Below are 18,909 nucleotides of genomic sequence, written 5' to 3'. Positions count from 1 at the left end.
CACGCGGAAGTGCTCACGAAACCGCGGAACCTACACCGGCGCCAGCACGTATTACAGCGCGCAGATGGTGGCCGAACTGCCAGGCGTGCTCGCGAGCGGCCGATTCCAACTGGCCGTAGCCGAGCTGGGCGGTCATCTGCCCGGAGTGCTTGCGGTAGCGGTACACCGACACCGGCAGCACAACCCCGGGGGCGAGACAGGTGACGGCGAGTGCGCAGTAGTCCTCGCCCTGGACGAGACCGCCCATGGGCGCCGCCCGGACCAGGTCGGTGCGGGCGAGGATCGTGGTCGGGCCGATGGGGATGGTGTCGGCCGGCGACTTCCAGTACGTCCAGATGTCACCAGCCTCGTGTCGGCCGGGCGGGGTGGGACAGCGCCACAGTGTGCGTGTGCCGTCGGGGTGGTGGTCCTCGCTCCAGCCCGCGCACCAGCCGACACCGGTGGATTCCAGGGTGTTCAGCCGTACAGCCATCGCATCGTCGGTGAACTCATCGTCGTCGTCCGCCCAGTTGACGTAGGGGGTCCGTACTTCGGTGAGGGCCAGGTTCCTGGCGCAGGCGGCGCCGACCGGACGGGGCAGGGCAAGGGCGCGAACGCGGGTGTCGCGCGCGAGTTGTGCCGGGAGGAGGTCGGGTGAGGCGCCGTCGAGCGCGATCACGGCCTCCCACGGCACGGACTGCCGGGTGAGGCTGGCATGCATGGCGGTCAGGTATTCGAGCCGGTCCTCGCGCAACTGGCTGGCGATGACGACGGTGATCAGGGGGGTGGTGTGCAAGGGCAGGATCTCTCCGGACTGGGCCAGGGGCTGAGCGGGCGGTCGGCCGCCGTCACGGGGTGTGCCGTTTGGTCGCACGGTGCGGTGTCGGCGTGGACGGGGGGAGGCCCGGGGCGGATGCCGTGCTCGGCAGGGCCGGCTTGGAAACCGGGTCGTACTCCTCGCGCAGGACCCGGATGTCGGCCTGGTCCGCGAGGGTCAAGGCGTCCAGGCAGCGGCTGGCGGCGCTCATCAGCATCTTGGGCGGGGAATCCGGGGCGGCGTCCTGGTGCCGGCCTCCCCAACGTGCGATTTCGGCGAAGAGGTTGCTGACCTCGCGGACGGTTGGGTACACCGCGTCCAGGAGGTGCTGGGTGACGGCGCTCACCTCGGCGGGCGTTTTGGCAGCGGCGAGGGCAGCGACGTACGGGCGGGGGTCCAGCTCCGGCAGCGGTGCGCCGGGCAGCGGGTGCTGGGCGAGGAAGACCTTGGCATCCCGGCGAGACCAGCGCCGCAGGTCGTCGAGTGTGGCCATGCCGAAGCGCGCGGCGGCGACCTGTTCGGGCGTCCTGTCGATGTTGTCGTACAGCTCGAAGTCAGGGTGGGGAAAGTACAAAGAGTTCCTCTGGTCAGGGGGGGGCATGCCCTCAGGCTGGTGGTTCGGACGGCCCTGCGGGCACCGCGTGCGGGGCAGGGTCAGCGGGTCCGGGTGCGTGGTGCCCCTGCCGGCGAGGCGGGGGCAGTGTTTCTTCCGGCGAGCGAGGGCGCGTTGCGCGCGGCCGTAGTCCCGGCCGTTCGGCCGAGACCGTCGGGATAGTGCGTGGTGCCGAGCAGCGAGGGGCGATCGTCGAGTTCGTCGAGCCACCTGAGGAGCTTGGGCAGGTTCTTGTCGGGGCCGTACGCGAGGTAGGTTCCATCGACGCTGTCGCAGCCGAACCACTCGGCGGTCCTCATACGGACAAGCGAGTTGACGCGCCCCATGTGGATGGTCTTGCCGCGGGCTCGTGCCTCGCGGGCGAGCCGCTCGGCGACGGGGCCGAGCTTCCACTCTGTGGTTCCCGCCAGGAACAGGACGTCCAAGTTGTCCCAGGGCATCAGCCCGGGTTGATCGCAGCCGTCCTGTGCCGCGTAGGCGGCGGGAACGCCCAGTTCGCGGATGCGGGCCAGCCACGGCACCGATTGGGTGAGGGTGGCGACGGCGTCGAACGGCTGGTCGGGGGCGAGCGCCCACAGGCAGCGATCGGGCCCGTAGCGGTCAACGGTGCGAGACAACCAGGCGAACCACCGCTCGGTGCCGGGCCAGTAGCGGCCCTTGCCGTCGCTGCCGAACCGCGAGTTGTCGCACGCGTACAAGGCTCCCGGCGGAATGCGGCTGCCCTGGGCCGGGGTGGTCATGCAACCGATGCGACCGAGGCTCATTGCGGCTCGTATGTCAGGCCCCGACGGGGTGCCGAGGTATCGCAGTGTTCACCTCCCCGGGGGAAGCCGCGCGGTGATGCCCGCGGGGGAGGGGCGGGTGGGCTCCAAGGGGTTGGCCGGCCGGATCGGCGAGTGCGCGAGCGGTGGGGCTTATGGCCCTTCACCGACGGTGGACCGTCCCGGCGGTGCGGGTGGGGGCGGGGGCAGCCGGCGGTGCGGGTGGGGCGGATGCGGTAGGGGCGTCTGGCGGGGTGTAGCGGAGGTTGAGGCCGATGCCTTTGGCCGCGAGCTTCTGAGCGACGGACTGAATCCGCAGTGCGCGCTCCGTGTCTTCGTACGCGACGGGCAGGAGGAACGCGCTTTGGTGCGGGTGGTACTGGAATCCGTGGGCGTACAAGGTCTCCCGGGCGTCCGGCGGGATACTCTCGTACGGTGCCCCGATGACGCCGTCGGCATAGCGGGCAAGGGTGATGACCCGGTCGGTGCGGGCCGGGCCGGCACGGTGGGGCGGCTCGGGCTCTTCCTTCATCTTCCGGAGCACCTCCAGCCGAGCCTGCTCGTACCGCGGCAGGAGCCGACGGGTGATCGCGGCGGTTGCGCGAACGGGGTCGGCGGGCACGGCGATGCCGGAGGGCTCCTCTACACCGAAGAAGTGGTGGCGCTTGATCCCGGCTCGGTCCGGTGCAAGCGGGGCTACGAGGACTTCGTGGGGGCACAGGGGCCGGCCGGTGACGTACAGCTCCTGATCTTCGGGGCCACGCAGGACGGCCGCGTGTTCGAGAGGGTACGTGCTGGCGAGGTCGGAGACATGTCCGTTGTCCCAGAGCCGGTTGGTCGTGGGGTACTGGTCCTCGTAGTGGGTGTAGTGCTCGTAGGTGCTGGTCCAGTCGCCGGGCAGGCGGGCGGCCACAGCCGAGGCGAAGTCTTCGAGGGTGGGCACAGGAGGGATTTCCGGTCTGCGGGAGTGGTTCGTGCGGGCGATGGGCCACGGCGTCACCGCGTCTGTCGTGTGGTCCGGGACGGGGGCGGCGGGGCGGGGACGGTGCGCTTGGGTTGAGCGGTGGCGGTGGCGCGCTGGTACGCGGCCAGCGTCGACTTGAGGTGGGTGACGGCGTCGGCGCGGCGGGCGGCCAGGATGTCGATCAGGGGATGCCGAGGGGGTTCGCCGCAGCCTTTCCGGCTGCGACACGGGTCAGGTCTTCAGCGCCCCAGGTGCAACGGTCGACCAGCTCGGCCTGCACGTTGTCGAGATGCAGTGCGCTACGCACCACAAGGGTTGCGAGTTCGTCCTCCGCGCTGCCGGGCGTGTGGAGGTTCCGAAGTGCATTCGGGTGCATGTGCAGTGTCTTGGCAACGAGTTGGTGACCATGGGCGGTTGGGGGCGCGGCTGGCAGCGACTGGTCGTTCATGTCTTCGTTTCGTTGGGAGGTCTGCGCCCTGGAGCAAGGCTGATGACGTCCTGGCCCTGGGCGGTGCCGCCGGCTGGTCACCGCGAACGGGGCTGGTTCTGCCGGGATGACACCGTGGGGCGGGGCCCGATGCCGAGGACGTCATCGTGTGTGCCGCGGGGGCGTCGTCGGGAGGGCTCGGGGAGGAAGCGACGGCGTACGGCTCGGGGAGACCGGGGGGCGAGAGGCCGACGTGATCGAGGTCAGCGTCCGCATCCGGGCGTCGGCAGTCTCCAGGTCCTCTGCGAGGTTGCGTGCCCCGACGGCGGCGTCCGCGAGGTCGTGGGCCAGGTCGAAGGCGCCGTCCTCCTCCGCTTCCTTCGCCTTCTCCGCAGCAGCTTCGAAGAAGTCGGCCAGTCGTGCCAGCACGCCGGCGTCCGGGTCCAGGACTTGTCGAAGCAGAGCGGCGGCCTGTACGTGGGAGTCGCTGCCGTTGAGCTGGTCGGTGAGGTCCAGAAGGGCGTCACCGCAAGCCGTAGCCGTAGCTGCGGCGGTTGTGGTGGAAGGCTGGGCCCCGGTCCGCTCGGTCGTGCTGTCGCTGTCGTGCGCGCTGCCGTACGTGGTGTGGGTGAGACGGAGGCCCCCGTCGAGGGCAACTTCGGCTGCGGCTTCCGTTGATTCGAGGTTCGCGCTGGGGTCGTGCGCGTCGGCGAGGTCTCGGGCATGAGGCACCGAGGTGGGGAGCAGACCGAGTTGGGCGAGGCGATGGTCGATGGCCTCGATCAGTGGCTCGGCACTGCCCCCGTGACGGGCTTCGGGGCGCTGGTGGGTGCTGGGATCGTCGGAGGGCGACGAGTCGTAGATGACCTCGAAGCGTGACGGGTCGATGGGGTGCTCCCGGGTCGCGACCCAGCCCTCCGGGTCTCCCGGTGGGCGTTCGGTGGCGGGCTCCTGGGGCGGGCCGATGATCAGGACGGTGTTGTCGGGGAGCGGGACGCGCACGATGTAGGCGCTGAGGCCGAACTCGATGTCGCACGTCAGTCCGCGCGCCCGCAGCGGCGTGGTGATGTGAGCGTGCCGGCGCCACAGCTCCTGCCACCATGGCGTGTGCACGTGGCGGTGGTCGGGAAGTGGCGCGAGCGGAGAGGGGCGGACCCCGGCGCGGGTGTAGTCGTCGTCAGCGTCCACAGCTCCTCCGGTGGGAGGCGGCCGTGTGGGGCGGCGGGGGTGCGCAGGGGGCGCAGTTGGGCTCGGGAGCCGGGCCGAAGTCGAGTTCGTACTCGTCGTAAGCGGCGATCAGGCCGTGTTCCTTCTGGGCTTCGCGGTCGGCGACCTGTTCCATCAGGGCATCATCGTCGGCTTGGCACTTGAGGTATTCGGCCCAGTCGGCGTCGCTGAGATGTGCGGGGCGGTTCAGGGGACTCCTTGAGGGGTGACGGTTGGTCTAGTGGTGACGGCGGCCCGGTCTGGAGGGCGGGAGCACCGGGCTGTTCCGGGGCGTGAGCTTGGTCAGGAAGCGGTGGAAGTCGAGGTGGTCGTCGAGTTCCTTGGCCGCGTCGCGGAGGGGTTCCGACGCACGCCGCAGGAAGGATCGCGCCACGGCGTGGTCGATGACCATGCGGTTCGCGAGGTTGTGGTCGAGCGGTCCGCCGGACTGCAGCACCGATAGCGCGCCGTCCGCGGTGTCCGCGAAGTGGGGAGCCGCGTGGACCGACAGGCTGGACGCGGTGGCGAGATGGACGAGGACAGCGCTGCCCGCACGGGTCGTGCGGTACGGGCTCCCGGCGAAGTCACCAGTAAGCCGGAGGACATCACGGGAGAGATCGTGCGCATCGGCGGCGTGCTGCAGCAGCTCGGTGTACGAGGGCGCGGCCGGTACACACCCGTTCTCGTCCAGCAACTCCCAGTGGTGGGCGGCATCGAGCAGCTTGTTCTCCATCGCGGTGAGCGCGCCGATGAGACGGACGGTCTCGTCGCGAGGTATCAAGTCGTGCAGCATCTTGGGTGTACGCGCCCTTTCCCGGTTGATTGCAGGCCCGTCACTTCGGCGTATGCGTGCTGGTGGTGGGATTGCTGCCTAGCAGAGAAGCGTTGGTGCTGTACTGGGTCGCGGTGGCGTAGATCGCGTTGCGGGCGTGCTCGATGTCCCGCTGCAAGGCCGGGAGCAGGTCTTTCGGGGGTTCGGTCTGGGTGGCCGTGGCGGGCGCGAAGAACTGGTGGTGGGAGCTGATCTGGTCGATGGCCTTGGCCAGGTAGTGGGTGGCGAGCCCCAGAGGCGCTGCGCACTGGCGAATCGCGGTCGCGTGCATGGGGAGGTTGCCGCCCTTGCCGTTGAAACTGGTGACCAGGTCATCGGTGAGACAGGTCAATTCCCAGGTGATCCGGCCGAGTGCCGCATCGATCGCGTCGCTGACGGCCTCGCCTTGTCCTGCGGCGACGGCCCGAGGGAGCTGGTCCGCAAGCAATCCAAGGCTTACCGCCGCTGCTCGGATGTAGTTGGGGTTGGTTCTACGGATGTCGTGAGGGTAGGTGGAAGTGTCGTACATCCCTGTCCTGTGCGTATTCCCGATTCGGTCAGAATCAGCCAGTTTGCGAAATATGTGATGTTTCAGTGCATGCGGGCATCGGTGTCGAAGAGTGCGAGCTCGTAACTGTGCAGCAGGTGCTGGACGATGAAGGATCGGCCGGCCACCTTCCATAGGCCCCGGCCGCGGTTGAGGTGCGCGATGGCGTCCATTTCCACGGAGGTCAGGCCGAGGAGGGAGGCTGCGGCGTGGAGTTGGTCGGTTTCCTGGCGGTAGATGATGCGGGTGCTGCAGTCGGCGAGGAGTCCTTCGGCCAGGGCTCGGCCCTGTGATCCGGCGTCGCCGGCGGTGAGCAGGTCGCTGAGTCGGTGGATCACCAGGAGGTTCGCGATGCCGAGGCCCCGGGAGAGTTTCCATTGGGCCTGCATGCGTTGCAGCAGGCCGATGTGCCTCATCAGGCGCCATGCCTCGTCGTACACGATCCAGCGTCGGCCGCCGGACGGGTCGGAGAGCGCGGATTCCATCCACGCGCTTGCGCAGGTCATCGCGAGGACGAGTGCGGTGTCGTCTCCGGAGCCGCCGAGCTGGGACAGGTCGATGCTGAGCATCGGAGCGGTCGGGTCGAAGCGCACGGTGGAGGGGGCGTCGAACATGCCCGCCAGGTCGCCGCTGACCAGCCTGCGCATGGCGTGGGCGAGGTCGCGGGCGGCGTCGCCGAGCCGGCCCGACATCGTCCCGGCCGCCTCGTCGAGTGCGGCCGGGTTGTTGAGGGTGGCGGCGACGTCTCCGAGGAGTGGGGTGCGGGATGCCTCGGCGGCGCTGGTGACGACAGCGTCGAGGGCGATGTCCAGGGCGGTGTGCTCCATGGGCATGAGGTCCCGGCCCAGGACGGTTCGGGCCAGGGAGCCGAGGAGGAGGAGCCGGCGCTTACGGATCTCCCCGACCCAGTCGGCCTCCGAGACGCGCTCCGGACGCGGGGCGGCGTCCAGGGGGTTCAACCGGCCAGGGAGTCCGGGACCCAGGGCGACGGATCGGCCGCCGAGGGCGTTCGCCACGGGCGTCCACTCGCCCTTCGGGTCGCACGGTACGTAGACGCGGTATCCGAAGGCCACCGACCGCAGCGCGAAGCTCTTGGCCAGCGCGCTCTTGCCCTGGCCGATCACGCCGGCCAGCAACAGGTTCGGATTGGTGAACCCCTCGACCTTGCCGTACAGCTCGAACGGGTCGAACACGAACGACGCCTCGGCGTGCACGTCGCGGCCGATGTAGATGCCCGCTGCGCCGAGGCCGCCCTCGGCGAGGAAGGGGTAGGCGCCGGCCGCGACCGCGGTGGTCATGCGGTGGGCGGGGAGCCGGAGCCGGTTGCCGCGTGCGGATGCCGGTCCGGGGCGTCCGCTGGGCGGGTAGAGCGCGGCGGGCATCTCGTGCTCGGCGGACGTGCTGTCCGCCGGGCGGGTGCTGGCTTCGGTGCGGATTCTGGCGGTGGCCTCGGCGAGCTGCCGGCGAGCCGCCTTGCGGCTGGCGCGGTCGATGCCGTGGGGGGTGAAGAGCGGGCTGGCGGATGCCCGACGAGCACGTCGGGCGGGCCGGTGGCTCATCGGAGGCCCTCGATTCTGCGTTTCGTGCTCATCGCGCGCAGACCGTGGTGTGCGGGCGGAGACCGCTGGGGGTGGTCTTGCGGCGGACGACGTGCCCGGCTGCCAGGTGGCGCTGGCAGATCGTCAGCACGGGCGGTCCCTCGGGCAGCCGTTCGGGCTGGCACGCGCTCGCCTCGGCCCCCTCCGTGGTGCTGCCGGGCAGCAGGTGGAAGGCGGCGTGGACCTCGCTGGTGGCCTGCCAGAGGCGGGTGTGCGCGGCAGCGAGGTGGCGGCCGGCGGCGGGGTGCGGCGGCCGGGTGGTCTCACCGAGCTGGTCCAGGAGCGGCAGCAGGGCGGCGAGGTGGGCGTGGAGCACGTCGAGGTGCCGGCGGGTCGCCGGCTGGGGCGGGTTGCTGTCCGACGGTGCGAGTGCTCGGGTGTGGTGACGTACTCCGGCGCTCGCCGCGCGGAGGTAGGGGTGCGCATCGTCGTACGCGGGCGGGTGCGTCAAGGGGGCCTTTCGGGTGGGGCCGGGCTCAGGTGGCGAGGCCGTACTTCTTCTGTGCGTCGGTCCGTGCGAGGGGAAGGGCGGCGAGGGTGAAGGCATCGGGCTGCTGGTAGTTGAGCCGCCGCAGGTCGACTCCGGCGGACACAGCCGCAGTCTCGATCTGGGCGCAGGCGGCATCCAGGAGTGCGTCGGTCTCGGCGGTGACGGTGATCAGACCGGTCATTGCCACATCTGCGTGTCCCGCGATCAACTGCCGTTCTCTTGTCTTGACGTCGGCGTACTCGACGGAGTCCTCTTCGGAGTCCACCTGTCCCCGGCGGGTGCGCTCGTTGGCGTCGGCGATGATCGCGGCCTTGCGCCGCTGGACGTCGCGAAGCGCGGACTCAAGTCCCTGCGGCACGTATATAAGGGAGAGGCTGCGGCGCACACCGGCCGTGAACATCAGGCCGTGCAAAAACCCCGCCCCCGTCTCTGTGCGCGGCCAGTTCTCCACCCAGTACGTCGTGTGCCTCGCGCTGTCGGTGGCGAGGCGGTCGTACTCCTCGACCTGGACGACGGGCCCGGCGGCGCTGGGGTCGGCTTCGGCACGGCCGGTCTCGGACCACTGCTGGAGAGCGGCGAGCGCCTTCGGGTCGTACGCGGTACGCACGACGGCGGCGATCTCCCGCGCGCTCAGCCATCCGGTGACCTGGAGACCGGCGGTCCGGGCGGCCTGCGCGATGCTGGCCGTGGTCTGCTCCATCACGGTGAATGCCGCGGGCAGCCCGCCACCGGCCTGCGAGATCAGGCGCCGGGCGGCCTTGAGGTCGAGGCTGATGGCGAGGTAGGTCTCGTGCGGGGCGGCAGCGGGGCCGGCCGAGGCAACCAGCTCGGAGTAGATCTGCCCGGCGACCGGAGTCTGGGAATGCCCCTGCTGGGCCCAGTGGCGTGCGAGGGTGTCACCGCTGTCGGGGACGGTGCGCTCCAGCACCTGCACCGCGGCGACGTGCCCCGTGCGGGCGACGCCGGCCAGCGCCCGTCCCCAGCTGCTCACGTGCTGGTTCTGGGTGGCGGGGTCGAGGAGCACGAACGCTCGCGCGCTGACGCGGGCGATGGCGGTCAGGGTCTGGTGATGCGGGTCGTGTACGGCGGCGGCGCCGTTGGCGGAGTCGCCGGGCGTGACCACCTTCAGGGAGGCGGCGGTGCCGGGCAGGTGCAGGATGCCGTCCTGCCGGGGCCGGGTGACAGGTCGGGCCAGCCAGAGCGTTTGGCCCGTACGGCGGCGGTGCGCGTAGCGGGCGACGATCGGTGCCCAGTCGATCAGGGAGCGGCCGTGGCGGCGGATCGCGACGAGTGCGGCTGCGGTGGCCCATACCGGGGTCAGGGCGACAGCACCGAGCAGGCCGGTGGTTACCACCGTCATCAGAAGCAGGGCCACCATCGAGGCCACGAGTACGAGTTGGGGCAGGGAGAGGCCGAGGAGGATGCCTCGGCGTGACCGGTGCGGGAATTTCACCGTGACCGGGGCGACGGAAGGATCAGTCAAGGGGGTCCTGGTGGCGCGGATGGGGCCTGGGGGCGGGAGGCACCGTGCCTCCTGCCCCCAGGTGTCGGGCGGGGGATCAGAGGGCGGTCGGAGGTGGTGGCGGTTCGCTCGACCCGCTGAACGTGGCGTTCGGCGAGCCTGTCGGAGGCGTGCCCTGCGGCGGCGGGGTTGTGGTCGGCGGGATGGACTGCCATCCGGCATCCTGGCCGGACGAGGCGTGCGCGCCGAGGCCGTTCGATCCCGGGCTGCCGCCCATCTGGCCGCTGGTGTCGTCGGACACACTCGTCGGCGCGGGCTGGACGGCCTTCTCCAGGCTGGTCTTCACGGGGTCGATGCCGGGCGAGAGGCCCGGCCCGTCGTTCTGCGGATCCTTGTTGCCCTGGTCGTCTCCGCCGGTCGGATGGGCGGCGATGTGGCCAGGGAATCCGCCCTCGCCACCATCCGGGCCCTGTGGGGCGGCACCGGCGGCGGCTGTGGCACCGCCGGATCCGGCGGCGCTGATAGCCGCGGTGCCCTTCCGGACCGCCTTCTCGGCGTGTGCCCGGGCGATCTGGGATCCGGCACCACCGGCGCGGTGGATGGACTCGCCGTCGGTCTCCGATGCCCAGTGCACGAATTTGAAGACGGCGTAGGGGCACAGCAGGACGAGAACCATGATCACGATGCCAGCCATGAAGTCGGCGAGGGCGGCGATTCCGTCCGTGGCCTCGGTCTTGCCGAGGGCGGCGATGCCGAGGATGAAGATCACGGTCATCAGCAGCTTCGAGACGACGAGGGTGGCGGTGGCTTCGATCCAGCCCTTGCGCCAGCGCCGTGCGGCTTCCCATCCGCCGCCGGCGGAGGCGAAGACCGCGAGGGTGACCATGACGAGGATGCCGACTTTTCGGACCATCATGACGCACCAGTACAGAATGGCTCCTACGGCGGCGCCGAGCCCGGCGACCACGGGTATGAGCCACCCCATCGGAGACAGGGCCGCCAGCGCGCTGACCTTGATCGTGCGGCGAATGGCTGACTCAAGGTTGGTGTGGGCGGCTGCGAGGAGGCCGTCACTGAGAGCGTCGACCACCTCGACGGCAACGGTGGTCAACGCGATGGCGGCGAACGCGAAGAGAATCCCGGAGATGGTGCCGGTGAATGCTTGTGTCAGTGCTTGTCCGTCGCGCCGGATCGCGGCCCGGACCAGCTGCGCGCAGAAGGTGCCGACCGTGACGGTCAGGCCCAGCGGCAGGAGCATCTCGTAGTTGTCGACGAACCAATCGGCGGTGAGGTCGACCTTCGTGGTGGTGGTGACCGCCTCGGCCGCCAGGTCGGCGGCGGTGGCTGCCAGCTCAGCGGTGGACTTCGCCAGCCAATTCCCCAAGGTCTCGGCTGGGTTGGAGGCGAAGTCGGCCGCGTCACCGACGGCGCACAATGTCCCGGTCAAGGGGAGATCGCAGAAGCCCACGGGGTGGTGCTCCTTTCGGTGTCAGATGCGGGTCACTGCGTGACGGTCGGGGCGATGGCGGCCAGGGTGCAGTCGTGGGAGGGGCGGCACTGCACCGCGAGGGTCACGGCGCGGTCCTCGGATCCGCCGCCGCCCTTCCACGCGATGCGCTGTTCGCCGTTGACGGTGACGGCGTAGATGTACGCCTCGGTGATGGCGGACGGGTCCTCGGCGAGCGCCTGCTTGAACGCGCCGGGGTAGTGGGCCTCGGGGGTGTTCGCCGTGGCGTGCTGGTCCTGGTCGGCCATCCGTGACCACAGCACCGGATCGGGTACTTGGCCGGCGACCGAGGGCCAGTCCTCGTATGCGGACTCCTTCGTCATCCATGCCCGCATGAGGGCGAGTTGCTGGTCGCGGCTGGTGATGCGGGTGTCGTACGACCACAGCATCCGGGCCGCCGACTTGGCATAGGTGACCGGGTCGGAGACCTGCGGGGGAGCAGGAACCGACCCCGTGGTGGAGGAAGGCTTGGGCACGGTCGTGGTGGAGGACGGGCTGTCCGCCGGGGCAGGCACGGCGGTTTCCGGAGCGCGGCGGCCGGTGTCGCTGCGGGTCAGCAGAGCGATGATCACGGCGACGGCCAAGAGCACGGCGGCAGCCGCGGCGACGACCGCGATACGCCGAGTCGGCGACCCGGTGGCCCCGTACGAGGAGAGGAAGGGCAGTCGCGGCATCAGTGCACCTGCGATCCCAGGGTCGAGAAAAACGCCACGACCCCATTCGCCGCCCCGAGCCCAAGGGCTGCCCCGGCGGCGACGACCGCACCCTTCTTTCCGGTGGCCTCGGCCTGGTGCCCCCCGGTGTGGTGACCCCAGGCCCACACGCCGAGGGAGATGGCGAGTGCCCCGACGACCGCGACGATCGCGAAGAGGTTGATGCTGTTGACGACGGTCGTGAGCACGCTCAGGCCGGGCAGGCCGCCGTCCTGGGGGGTGATGCCCGGATCGAATGCGAGGGGGGTGTGGTGACTGACGGACATGGGTGTGGAGATGCTCCTTACGGGCGAGGACCGGGTGAGAGTCGGTGTCATACGACGCGGCGGGCGGCGAGGATGGTCCAGTCCTTGACGGGGGTGATCCGGACCGGCTTGGAGGTGCGCGGCGCCTCGATCACGAGGCCCTCGCCCAGAAAGATCCCGACGTGTTCGGGCCGGGCGGCGACGCCGCGGCTGAAGACGAGGTCACCGGGCTCAAGTTGGGAGAGCGAGATCGCCTTGCCCTCAAGGACCTGGGTGTACGTGGTGCGGGTCAGCGTGATCCCGGCCTGCGCGTACGCCTGCTGGACCAGGCTGGAGCAGTCGCAGCGACCCATCGGGTCCGGGCCGTGCGCGGCGGTGCACGAGCCGCCCCACTGGTAGAGCGTCCCGAGCTGGCGCATCGCCCACTTGATGGCCGTGCGGGCTTTCGGAGCGGTGTCGGCGGGGATGGAGTAGCCCTTGGGGACGCTGCCTTCGGGGATGCGGCCGAAGGCGGACCCGTCCGGGTTGCCCGCGCAGCCGGTCACACCCGTCGATGGCTTGCCGGCCTGGCTTTTGTCGGTGCCATGGCCGGGGAAGGTCTTGACGACGGCGGTCTGGAGCGCCGTGGCGAGGGGCGCCCACTGCGCGTACGCGTCCGGCAGGCCGGACTTCTGTACGGCCTGAGCAGCCTGGGTGACCGTCATCTGCTGCCATCCGGGCACCTTGAGCAGGTGCTCGAAGAACGCCTTGCTCGCGTGGACCGGGTCGTGGATCTGCTCGGCGGTGCCCCACCCCTGGGAGGGGCGCTGCTGGAACAGGCCGAGCGAGTCGCGGTCGCCGTAGTTGAGGTTGCGCAGCCGGCTCTCCTGCATCGCGGTGGCGAGCGCGATGATCTGCCCCTTCGCGGGTACGTCGAGGGCGAGGCCGGTAGACACGATCGTCCGCGCGGCGGGGATCTGCTCGCCCGGCAGATCCAGCCCCTCGACGTGTACGTCGTTGCTGGACGCGCCGTCCAGGAGTCGGCTGACCTGGTCGGCGATCTTGTCGGTGTCGACGGCGGGGGTACAGGGGATGAGCGTGGCGGTGGTCTGCGCGGCGTCGGAGGAGGAGACCAGCGCCATCGCGGTGCCGGCGATCAGGAGCGGAGAGAGGAAGACGACGCCGACGCCGGCAGCGAGCCACTTCAACTCGGTTGAGCCGTTCTGGGCATGGGTGGATGTCGAGATGTCATGGCGGTGTGTCCTTCGAGGTGCAGTGTCCGGCGAGCCGCATGCGCGAGGTGTGTCGGAAAGGTGCGGCGGCCGGAGTGAGCGATCGGGGCCGGCCGGTGCATCCAGCGGGTGTGGGCACCGGGCAGTTCAAAAACAGTAGGCCCGGATTGGCGGTTGGCCAAAAAAGCAGGCGTGAGGTACCGGAATCCGGTACCTCACGCCTGCTTTTTTGGCCGTCGGCGGATTCGCCTCTAAAGTTTTTGGACTCCCCTCGCTCACCTCGGTCCGCGGCCCCGGGCTTCTGCATGCCCACTTCCGGCCCGCGAGGACTCCTGCGAGGCGGCTAGTTCATTTCGCCCTTCCACCCGAATTGGGGTTCCTCTTTGCCGTTTTCCCTGCACCAGGGCGACGCCCTAAGCGTTCTCGCCGGCCTTCCGGGGGGCTGCGTCGATTCCGTTATCACCGATCCGCCGTACAACAGCGGTGGCCGGACAGCGAAGGAGCGCACCAGCCGCTCCGCCAAGCAGAAGTACACCTCCGCCGACTCCAAGAACACCCTCCCCGACTTCACCGGCGAGAACATGGATCAGCGGTCGTACACCCTGTGGTTGACGCAGATCATGACCGAAGCCCACCGTCTCACGAAGACCGGCGGGACCGCCCTGCTGTTCACCGACTGGCGTCAACTGCCCTCCACAACGGATGCTCTCCAGGCGGCAGGTTGGCTGTGGCTGGGCATCCTGACCTGGCACAAGCCGCAGGCCCGGCCGCAGAAGGGAAAGTTCCGCCAGGACTGCGAGTACATCGTCTGGGGCGCCAAGGGCAAGATCAACGCCGCCGCGAACCCCGTCTATCTGCCCGGCCTCTACAGCGCCTCGCAGCCGTCGGGCTCCAAGCGTCGGCATATCACTCAGAAGCCCGTATCCGTCATGCGTGACCTCGTCAAGATATCTCCGCCGGGTGGCACGGTCCTGGACTTCTGTGCCGGCTCGGGCTCCACGGGAGTCGCCGCCCTGCTGGAGGGCCGGGACTTCATAGGCGTGGAGAAGACCGAGGAGTACGCCTCGATCGCGGCCGACCGGCTCACCGAAACGGTCCGGGAGACCCTGACCCAGGATGACGTAATCCTCACCGCCTGAGTCGCGAGCGTCGCTTGCGCAGATGCCGGCATTCGCGTCGATAACCCAGCGAAATCGGGCATGCGGCTCTGTCTGCGCGCCGCCGTGTGTCGCCGCCTCGTTCCTTCCTCATTCTGCGTCTCATAGGAGGCCGAACTCGCATGACCGAATCTGTAAATCCGCCTGATGATGGGGAGTTGGAGCCGATTCGCATTCCCGATCCGCAGCTGGAGGGAATCGAGGCGAGCGTCCGACGGCTCATGGAGCAGTCGGCGCAGCAGGCCCAGCAGCTCGACCACCTCTCCTCCGCCCCGGAGCCGCCGCCCGGTTCGCCGTTCGCCGCGTTCGGCATGCCGGGGCTCGGCCGGCCGCCGAGCCCCGCTCCGCCGGAGCCGCGTCCGATCCTGGAACTGGCTGGAGAGGACCTGGAGGACGAACTTGACGCGTTGAGCGACTGGGTCGACGACTTCTTCCTCCCGGTCTACGGGGCAGAGGTCACAACCGCCGCGCCGTGGTGCCTGGAGTGGCAGGAGCATGACGATGTCGTGGCCTGGCTCCACGCCCTGTGGCTCGCGTACCAGCAGCACAGGGACCCCGAGGCAGGGCTCTCCGGCCTGTTCGTGTGGCACAGGGATTTCCTCACCCACGCTGTCGCGGCGATCCGCGCACCCGGCGGGCCGCTGTCGGCCTGCATGACCTCTCCCGACCGGCCTGCCCATCGTCTCCTGGCGGGCCCGCCGCCGTCCGTCCGTACGGAGGTGGCGTCCAAGCAGGCAGCCGACGAGCGTGCCGAGCCGGACGAGCCGACGTCGTGACCGCAGGAGGGAAACCGGCTTTCGGTCTGAGGTTCGATCCCCGTGCCCTGACCGACCTCCTCCAGGCCCCGAGCGATATCCGCGACCTCACCCTCGCCTACCTGCAGGAGGTGGTGAATGCGCAGCGCTTCGGGCAGCGGCTCGACGGGGACCTGGAGGGGTACCGGAAGCTGTTCGTGGACTCGCGCAAGGAGTGGCGCGTCGTCTACGCCGTCCGCCCTGCGCCGGCGGGCTCCGTGCACCACAAGGACATCCACGTCATCGCGATCCGGCCGCGCGCGGGCAACGACGTCTACGACGAAGTCGGCCGTCGGCTGGGGATGCCCCGCCGTCCGCTGAGCGCACGGACGCACGCGGCACGCTCCCGTTCTCCGCAGCTGACCACCCGCGGACCTGTGCCCCGGCCCGGCCCACCGCCCACCGCGTTGCCGAACCTGCGCCCTCCCGTGCCGACCTCCACGCCCGGCCACACCCGCTGAACGCACGGAGCGCCGCCCATGCCCACTCAGCCCGCGCCGAACTCACCTCGGCGAGCTGTCTCGCCGCTCGACCACCGCGTCGAAGCCGCCACGGGCCACGACATCGGCACCCTGTGGGCCTTCCGCGACCGAGATGTTCTCGACGAGCCGCATGCCCACCTGGTCCACCAGCAAGGGGGAGTTGGCCCAGGCGCATGCGGGCGTCGTCGTCTGCCTCCGCCTCTGGCACCCGCGTCCCACACGCCAAATTCCGGCGACTGGAGGGCGCCGGCCTGGGCGTCCGCGACACCGGCCGCCCCGTTCAACGCCGGCCAGCCGGTCTTCCTGGCCGGCATCGGGCGTGTCGCGCTGTTTCGCCGCCCGCCGGGCCCCTACGGCGCGGACACCGAAGTTCCCTGCTCGCTCACCAACCTCGGCGTCCACTCGGCGAAGCGGCACACGATTCCATCCGAGAGGCTCTTGTTGTCCCCCACCAACCCGGAACCGGGTTTGACCGCCGACGAGGCGGCTTACCGCGACTTCACCGACACGCTTGGGGACGAGCTCGTCCCCCTCGCTCAACATCATGCCGACGCGGAAATCTTCTACGTCCTCTTCGACCGGACCGCCACCTTGGGACCCCCAGGCGCGCCGCAGTTCCTCGCCGTTCACTTGAAACGGGACAAGGGGTCGTACACCGTCGACCTCGCAGCCTTGCCACTGGCAGTGATGGCCCAGTCCTGGCTCATCCACCGCGGCTGCCCACGCGATGCCATCGGCTTGAGCCCGGAGCTGTGCGCCCTGCCGGCGGACGAGACCACGCGAAGGCTAGAGCGACGCCTTGTGGGCGAGGGCGATCACTTCGCCATTGTCTCCTCGTACACCCGCGACGACTGGGCCGACGCGTTCACCGTGGTGGCGCTGCGCGCCATGGATGAGCGAGCCCCCAGCCCGTTCCGCGTCGTCGTTGAGGAGTTCGACACCGATGCGTGGACGTACACCTTGCGCGAGGGTGGCTTCGACACAGCGGACGAGGCTCTGCAGTGGTGCGACGGCCGGATTGACGGCGAGGCCGATCCGCTGCCGCCGGTTCGCCCCGCAGCCGCTGCCGGCCGTGCGGCGGGTGTGGCGAAGGCTGCTTTTCCCCGGCCGCCCGGTCGTACGCGCTGAGCGTCAAGTACGACGCGGCGGCGCAACATAACCGACGATCGCCGGTTAGCCAAACCGGCGATTCTCCGGACTCTTAAACAGCCGCCGGAACCCCGGCACGTTTCCGCATAGTCCCTATGCCTTTACGGAGGTCTTTTCCGCATGCGCTCTACCCGAATCGCCGTATCTGCGGTGATGCTCAGTTCTCTCGCTCTGCCGGCGCTGTCCGCCACCACCGTCAACGCGGTGCCCACCGCCGCCTCCGCGGTTCCGGCATCCAGCTGCCACGACCTGCCGCCGCTGCCGTACGAGGTGCACACCCAGGCCGTGACCATCCGGTCTAAGGCCAGCTCGAAGTCCACCGCTCTCGGCATCGTCTACCGGGGCCACAAGTTCAGCGTGCAGAAGAAGAGCGGCACCTGGCTCTACATCACGGACAAGACGACCGGCGTCAAGGGCTGGGTGTCCGGCACTTACGTCTACCGCGACGTCCGGATGTGCCTGGACTGACCGCAATGCGGATCCGGCGGATTTCCGTACCCGGCTGAGCTGCCCAGGTACGGCCGCCCCCTTCGCCTTCCGCCAAGCATCGGCCTTTCCAGAACAGGAGATTCCCTTTTGTCCGACGGTATATCCGACGGCGCCGAGGATGTCGTGGGCGTACTCACTGAACGCATCGAAAGCCACTTCGGCATGGTCATGGACGAGTTGAGGGCCGCAGTCGGCGAGGATCCGACCGCGAACACGGACGCGACCCAGGTCGTGAAGTGGCACGGCCTGCTCGTCCAGGCCCAGTCGGTGCTGGATCGCGCGGAGGACGACCTCCTTACCGCGCTGGAGTCACAGCCCAGCGAGGTCGACGACCCGACGCTGGGACTCGCCCACCGCGTGAACGCGGCCGTCACCACCCGCGACGGCCGAGCCATGGTCGTGCGATGGCTCCTCGACCCAGATGCTCCGGGCAAGAAGGGCCTCCCCGCAGACCGCCTTGCCCGCCTTCGTTCCCGGACCGGTCCCGCCGTGCAGACCAGCCCTCCCCGCCGGCCCGCGGAAGCACCCGCACCCGCGCCGGCGTCGGCCTGGCCGGCAGGGAGGCTCGCCCGATGAGCCGCACCAAGTCCAGCACCATGGACGGCGAACTGCAGAAGGTCTTCGGGAAGCCGGTCTCCGTCCTGCACGAGGCGGCTGTCGCCCACGACGTGTCACCCGCCCTCGCCCGGGCCCTGGAGTTGCGTGCCTTCCTGGCGCTCGCCGAGGAGCAGGTCGCCCGCGTCCGCGACCGCGTGCACTCGGACATGGATCCGGACCGCGACATGGACGACCTGTCGGCGGACAAGCTGCGCGTTGACGCGCAGTGGCTGGAGGCAGCGCTCGATGCCCGCGCCGGCTACCGCGCGACCCTCGGCGAGCTGCTGCGCACCATGCCTCCGCCCGGTCAGCGTTCCCGGCCCGTACGGACCACGCAGCTCCAGGCCACCGCAACCCTCCCCTCCGTGGCCGCCCAGGTACCCCCGCGTGCCGGGGCGGCCCGGGCCCCCCGACCGTGAAAGTTCGCGCTTGTCCCTACTCACGTCCACCGAGGTAGCCGGACGGATCGAGGAACTGTACGGCGCACCGCTCGCCGACCTCGCAGCTCACGCTCAGGAGAACCCGCCCGGCATGCTCGCCGCGCTGCTCGGCATGCACAAGGCCCTCGCTCAAGCCGAGCGCGGCATCGCTTTCCACCGCGATCACCTTGCCCGGATCCTCCACGACCCCGAGCGGCGGATCTGGCAGGGCGACGTCTCCCACCTCCTCGACGGATCCCGTCGGCTCGCCGAGGTCGTTGCCGTCCGTGACGTCCAGGCGACGTCGGTCGCCGCCGTTCTGCAAAGCCTCGCACCCGCTCCGACCCCGGCCCCAGCTCCTTCTCCTACGGCTCCCGCAGTCCCCGCGGCTCCGCCTCTTCCGGCGCCGAGCGCAGCACCCAGCCGCTGATTCGCAGGCGATTTCCCCTTTACGCACCCAGGAGTTCCTCC

Annotated in this window: 24 protein-coding genes; 7 read left to right on the top strand and 17 right to left on the bottom strand. The window is 69.9% G+C overall.

Annotated elements, in window-relative coordinates:
- Positions 1 to 13: 13 nt before the first annotated feature.
- The 16 genes from ACFZAT_RS08425 to ACFZAT_RS08350 form a co-directional block, all read right to left on the bottom strand.
- Positions 14 to 760: a glycosyltransferase gene (locus ACFZAT_RS08425; RefSeq protein ID WP_391262738.1), complete on the bottom strand. Its 747-nt coding sequence runs from the start codon at positions 758 to 760 to the stop codon at positions 14 to 16.
- A 67-nt stretch (positions 761 to 827) separates the two neighbouring features.
- Complete coding sequence (locus tag ACFZAT_RS08420; protein WP_391262000.1) at positions 828 to 1,370, bottom strand: hypothetical protein; 543 nt, start codon at positions 1,368 to 1,370, stop codon at positions 828 to 830.
- 80 nt (positions 1,371 to 1,450) lie between these two features.
- Positions 1,451 to 2,149, bottom strand: a complete 699-nt coding sequence (locus tag ACFZAT_RS08415; protein ID WP_391261998.1) for a hypothetical protein — start codon at positions 2,147 to 2,149, stop codon at positions 1,451 to 1,453.
- A 184-nt stretch (positions 2,150 to 2,333) separates the two neighbouring features.
- A complete protein-coding gene (locus ACFZAT_RS08410) occupies positions 2,334 to 3,113 on the bottom strand; it encodes a hypothetical protein (RefSeq protein WP_391261995.1) in 780 nt (259 codons plus the stop codon).
- Positions 3,114 to 3,315: 202 nt separating this feature from the next.
- Positions 3,316 to 3,582, bottom strand: a complete 267-nt coding sequence (locus ACFZAT_RS08405; protein WP_391261993.1) for a hypothetical protein — start codon at positions 3,580 to 3,582, stop codon at positions 3,316 to 3,318.
- 141 nt (positions 3,583 to 3,723) lie between these two features.
- Positions 3,724 to 4,749, bottom strand: a complete 1,026-nt coding sequence (locus tag ACFZAT_RS08400; RefSeq protein ID WP_391261990.1) for a hypothetical protein — start codon at positions 4,747 to 4,749, stop codon at positions 3,724 to 3,726.
- Positions 4,739 to 4,903, bottom strand: a complete 165-nt coding sequence (locus ACFZAT_RS08395) for a hypothetical protein (protein ID WP_391261987.1) — start codon at positions 4,901 to 4,903, stop codon at positions 4,739 to 4,741. Before ACFZAT_RS08395 ends, ACFZAT_RS08400 begins: the two co-directional genes overlap by 11 nt.
- Before the next feature lie 102 nt (positions 4,904 to 5,005).
- Complete coding sequence (locus ACFZAT_RS08390; RefSeq protein WP_391261984.1) at positions 5,006 to 5,548, bottom strand: hypothetical protein; 543 nt, start codon at positions 5,546 to 5,548, stop codon at positions 5,006 to 5,008.
- Between the two features lie 52 nt (positions 5,549 to 5,600).
- Positions 5,601 to 6,107, bottom strand: a complete 507-nt coding sequence (locus ACFZAT_RS08385) for a hypothetical protein (protein ID WP_391261981.1) — start codon at positions 6,105 to 6,107, stop codon at positions 5,601 to 5,603.
- 62 nt (positions 6,108 to 6,169) lie between these two features.
- Complete coding sequence (locus tag ACFZAT_RS08380; RefSeq protein ID WP_391261978.1) at positions 6,170 to 7,684, bottom strand: VirB4 family type IV secretion system protein; 1,515 nt, start codon at positions 7,682 to 7,684, stop codon at positions 6,170 to 6,172.
- A gap of 28 nt (positions 7,685 to 7,712) precedes the next feature.
- Positions 7,713 to 8,174 (bottom strand): DUF6238 family protein, encoded by a 462-nt coding sequence (locus ACFZAT_RS08375; protein WP_391261976.1) that lies wholly within the window; start codon positions 8,172 to 8,174, stop codon positions 7,713 to 7,715.
- Positions 8,175 to 8,199: 25 nt separating this feature from the next.
- Positions 8,200 to 9,696 (bottom strand): SCO6880 family protein, encoded by a 1,497-nt coding sequence (locus tag ACFZAT_RS08370; RefSeq protein ID WP_391261973.1) that lies wholly within the window; start codon positions 9,694 to 9,696, stop codon positions 8,200 to 8,202.
- A 76-nt stretch (positions 9,697 to 9,772) separates the two neighbouring features.
- Positions 9,773 to 11,143 carry an ATP-binding protein gene (locus tag ACFZAT_RS08365; protein WP_391261970.1) on the bottom strand — a complete coding sequence of 457 codons (1,371 nt, stop codon included), beginning with the start codon at positions 11,141 to 11,143 and terminating at the stop codon, positions 9,773 to 9,775.
- A gap of 32 nt (positions 11,144 to 11,175) precedes the next feature.
- Positions 11,176 to 11,856 (bottom strand): hypothetical protein, encoded by a 681-nt coding sequence (locus tag ACFZAT_RS08360; protein WP_391261967.1) that lies wholly within the window; start codon positions 11,854 to 11,856, stop codon positions 11,176 to 11,178.
- Complete coding sequence (locus tag ACFZAT_RS08355; RefSeq protein ID WP_391261964.1) at positions 11,856 to 12,161, bottom strand: DUF6112 family protein; 306 nt, start codon at positions 12,159 to 12,161, stop codon at positions 11,856 to 11,858. The genes ACFZAT_RS08360 and ACFZAT_RS08355 overlap by 1 nt, the downstream gene beginning before the upstream one ends.
- A gap of 47 nt (positions 12,162 to 12,208) precedes the next feature.
- Positions 12,209 to 13,327, bottom strand: a complete 1,119-nt coding sequence (locus ACFZAT_RS08350) for an NlpC/P60 family protein (RefSeq protein ID WP_391261961.1) — start codon at positions 13,325 to 13,327, stop codon at positions 12,209 to 12,211.
- Positions 13,328 to 13,734: 407 nt separating this feature from the next.
- On the opposite strand from ACFZAT_RS08350, the gene ACFZAT_RS08345 reads away from it, so the two are divergent.
- The 7 genes from ACFZAT_RS08345 (at position 13,735) to ACFZAT_RS08315 (ending at position 18,438) form a co-directional block, all read left to right on the top strand.
- Positions 13,735 to 14,490, top strand: coding sequence for a DNA methyltransferase (locus tag ACFZAT_RS08345; RefSeq protein ID WP_391261958.1), 756 nt, complete (start codon positions 13,735 to 13,737; stop codon positions 14,488 to 14,490).
- A gap of 239 nt (positions 14,491 to 14,729) precedes the next feature.
- Positions 14,730 to 15,284 (top strand): DUF4913 domain-containing protein, encoded by a 555-nt coding sequence (locus ACFZAT_RS08340; RefSeq protein ID WP_391262736.1) that lies wholly within the window; start codon positions 14,730 to 14,732, stop codon positions 15,282 to 15,284.
- Positions 15,281 to 15,763: a hypothetical protein gene (locus ACFZAT_RS08335; protein WP_391261955.1), complete on the top strand. Its 483-nt coding sequence runs from the start codon at positions 15,281 to 15,283 to the stop codon at positions 15,761 to 15,763. The genes ACFZAT_RS08340 and ACFZAT_RS08335 overlap by 4 nt, the downstream gene beginning before the upstream one ends.
- An 18-nt stretch (positions 15,764 to 15,781) precedes the next feature.
- Complete coding sequence (locus tag ACFZAT_RS08330; RefSeq protein WP_391261952.1) at positions 15,782 to 16,912, top strand: hypothetical protein; 1,131 nt, start codon at positions 15,782 to 15,784, stop codon at positions 16,910 to 16,912.
- Between the two features lie 141 nt (positions 16,913 to 17,053).
- Positions 17,054 to 17,401 (top strand): SH3 domain-containing protein, encoded by a 348-nt coding sequence (locus tag ACFZAT_RS08325; protein ID WP_391261949.1) that lies wholly within the window; start codon positions 17,054 to 17,056, stop codon positions 17,399 to 17,401.
- Positions 17,402 to 17,509: 108 nt separating this feature from the next.
- The gene (locus ACFZAT_RS08320; protein ID WP_391261946.1) at positions 17,510 to 17,998 is read left to right on the top strand and encodes a hypothetical protein; all 489 of its coding nucleotides are present in this window, start codon (positions 17,510 to 17,512) and stop codon (positions 17,996 to 17,998) included.
- Positions 17,995 to 18,438: a hypothetical protein gene (locus tag ACFZAT_RS08315; protein ID WP_391261943.1), complete on the top strand. Its 444-nt coding sequence runs from the start codon at positions 17,995 to 17,997 to the stop codon at positions 18,436 to 18,438. The genes ACFZAT_RS08320 and ACFZAT_RS08315 overlap by 4 nt, the downstream gene beginning before the upstream one ends.
- A 16-nt stretch (positions 18,439 to 18,454) precedes the next feature.
- On the opposite strand, the gene ACFZAT_RS08310 is transcribed toward ACFZAT_RS08315, so the two are convergent.
- Entirely contained in the window at positions 18,455 to 18,763 is a 309-nt protein-coding gene (locus ACFZAT_RS08310; protein WP_391261941.1) for a hypothetical protein, read from the bottom strand.
- Positions 18,764 to 18,909: the final 146 nt, after the last annotated feature.

This window comes from Streptomyces sp. NPDC008163 (assembly GCF_042956885.1).
In the GTDB taxonomy this organism is placed as follows: Bacteria; Actinomycetota; Actinomycetes; order Streptomycetales; family Streptomycetaceae; genus Streptomyces; species Streptomyces drozdowiczii_A.
The sequence above is the reverse complement of the archived record's forward strand: the minus strand, read 5'-3'. Positions and strand labels throughout refer to the sequence as shown.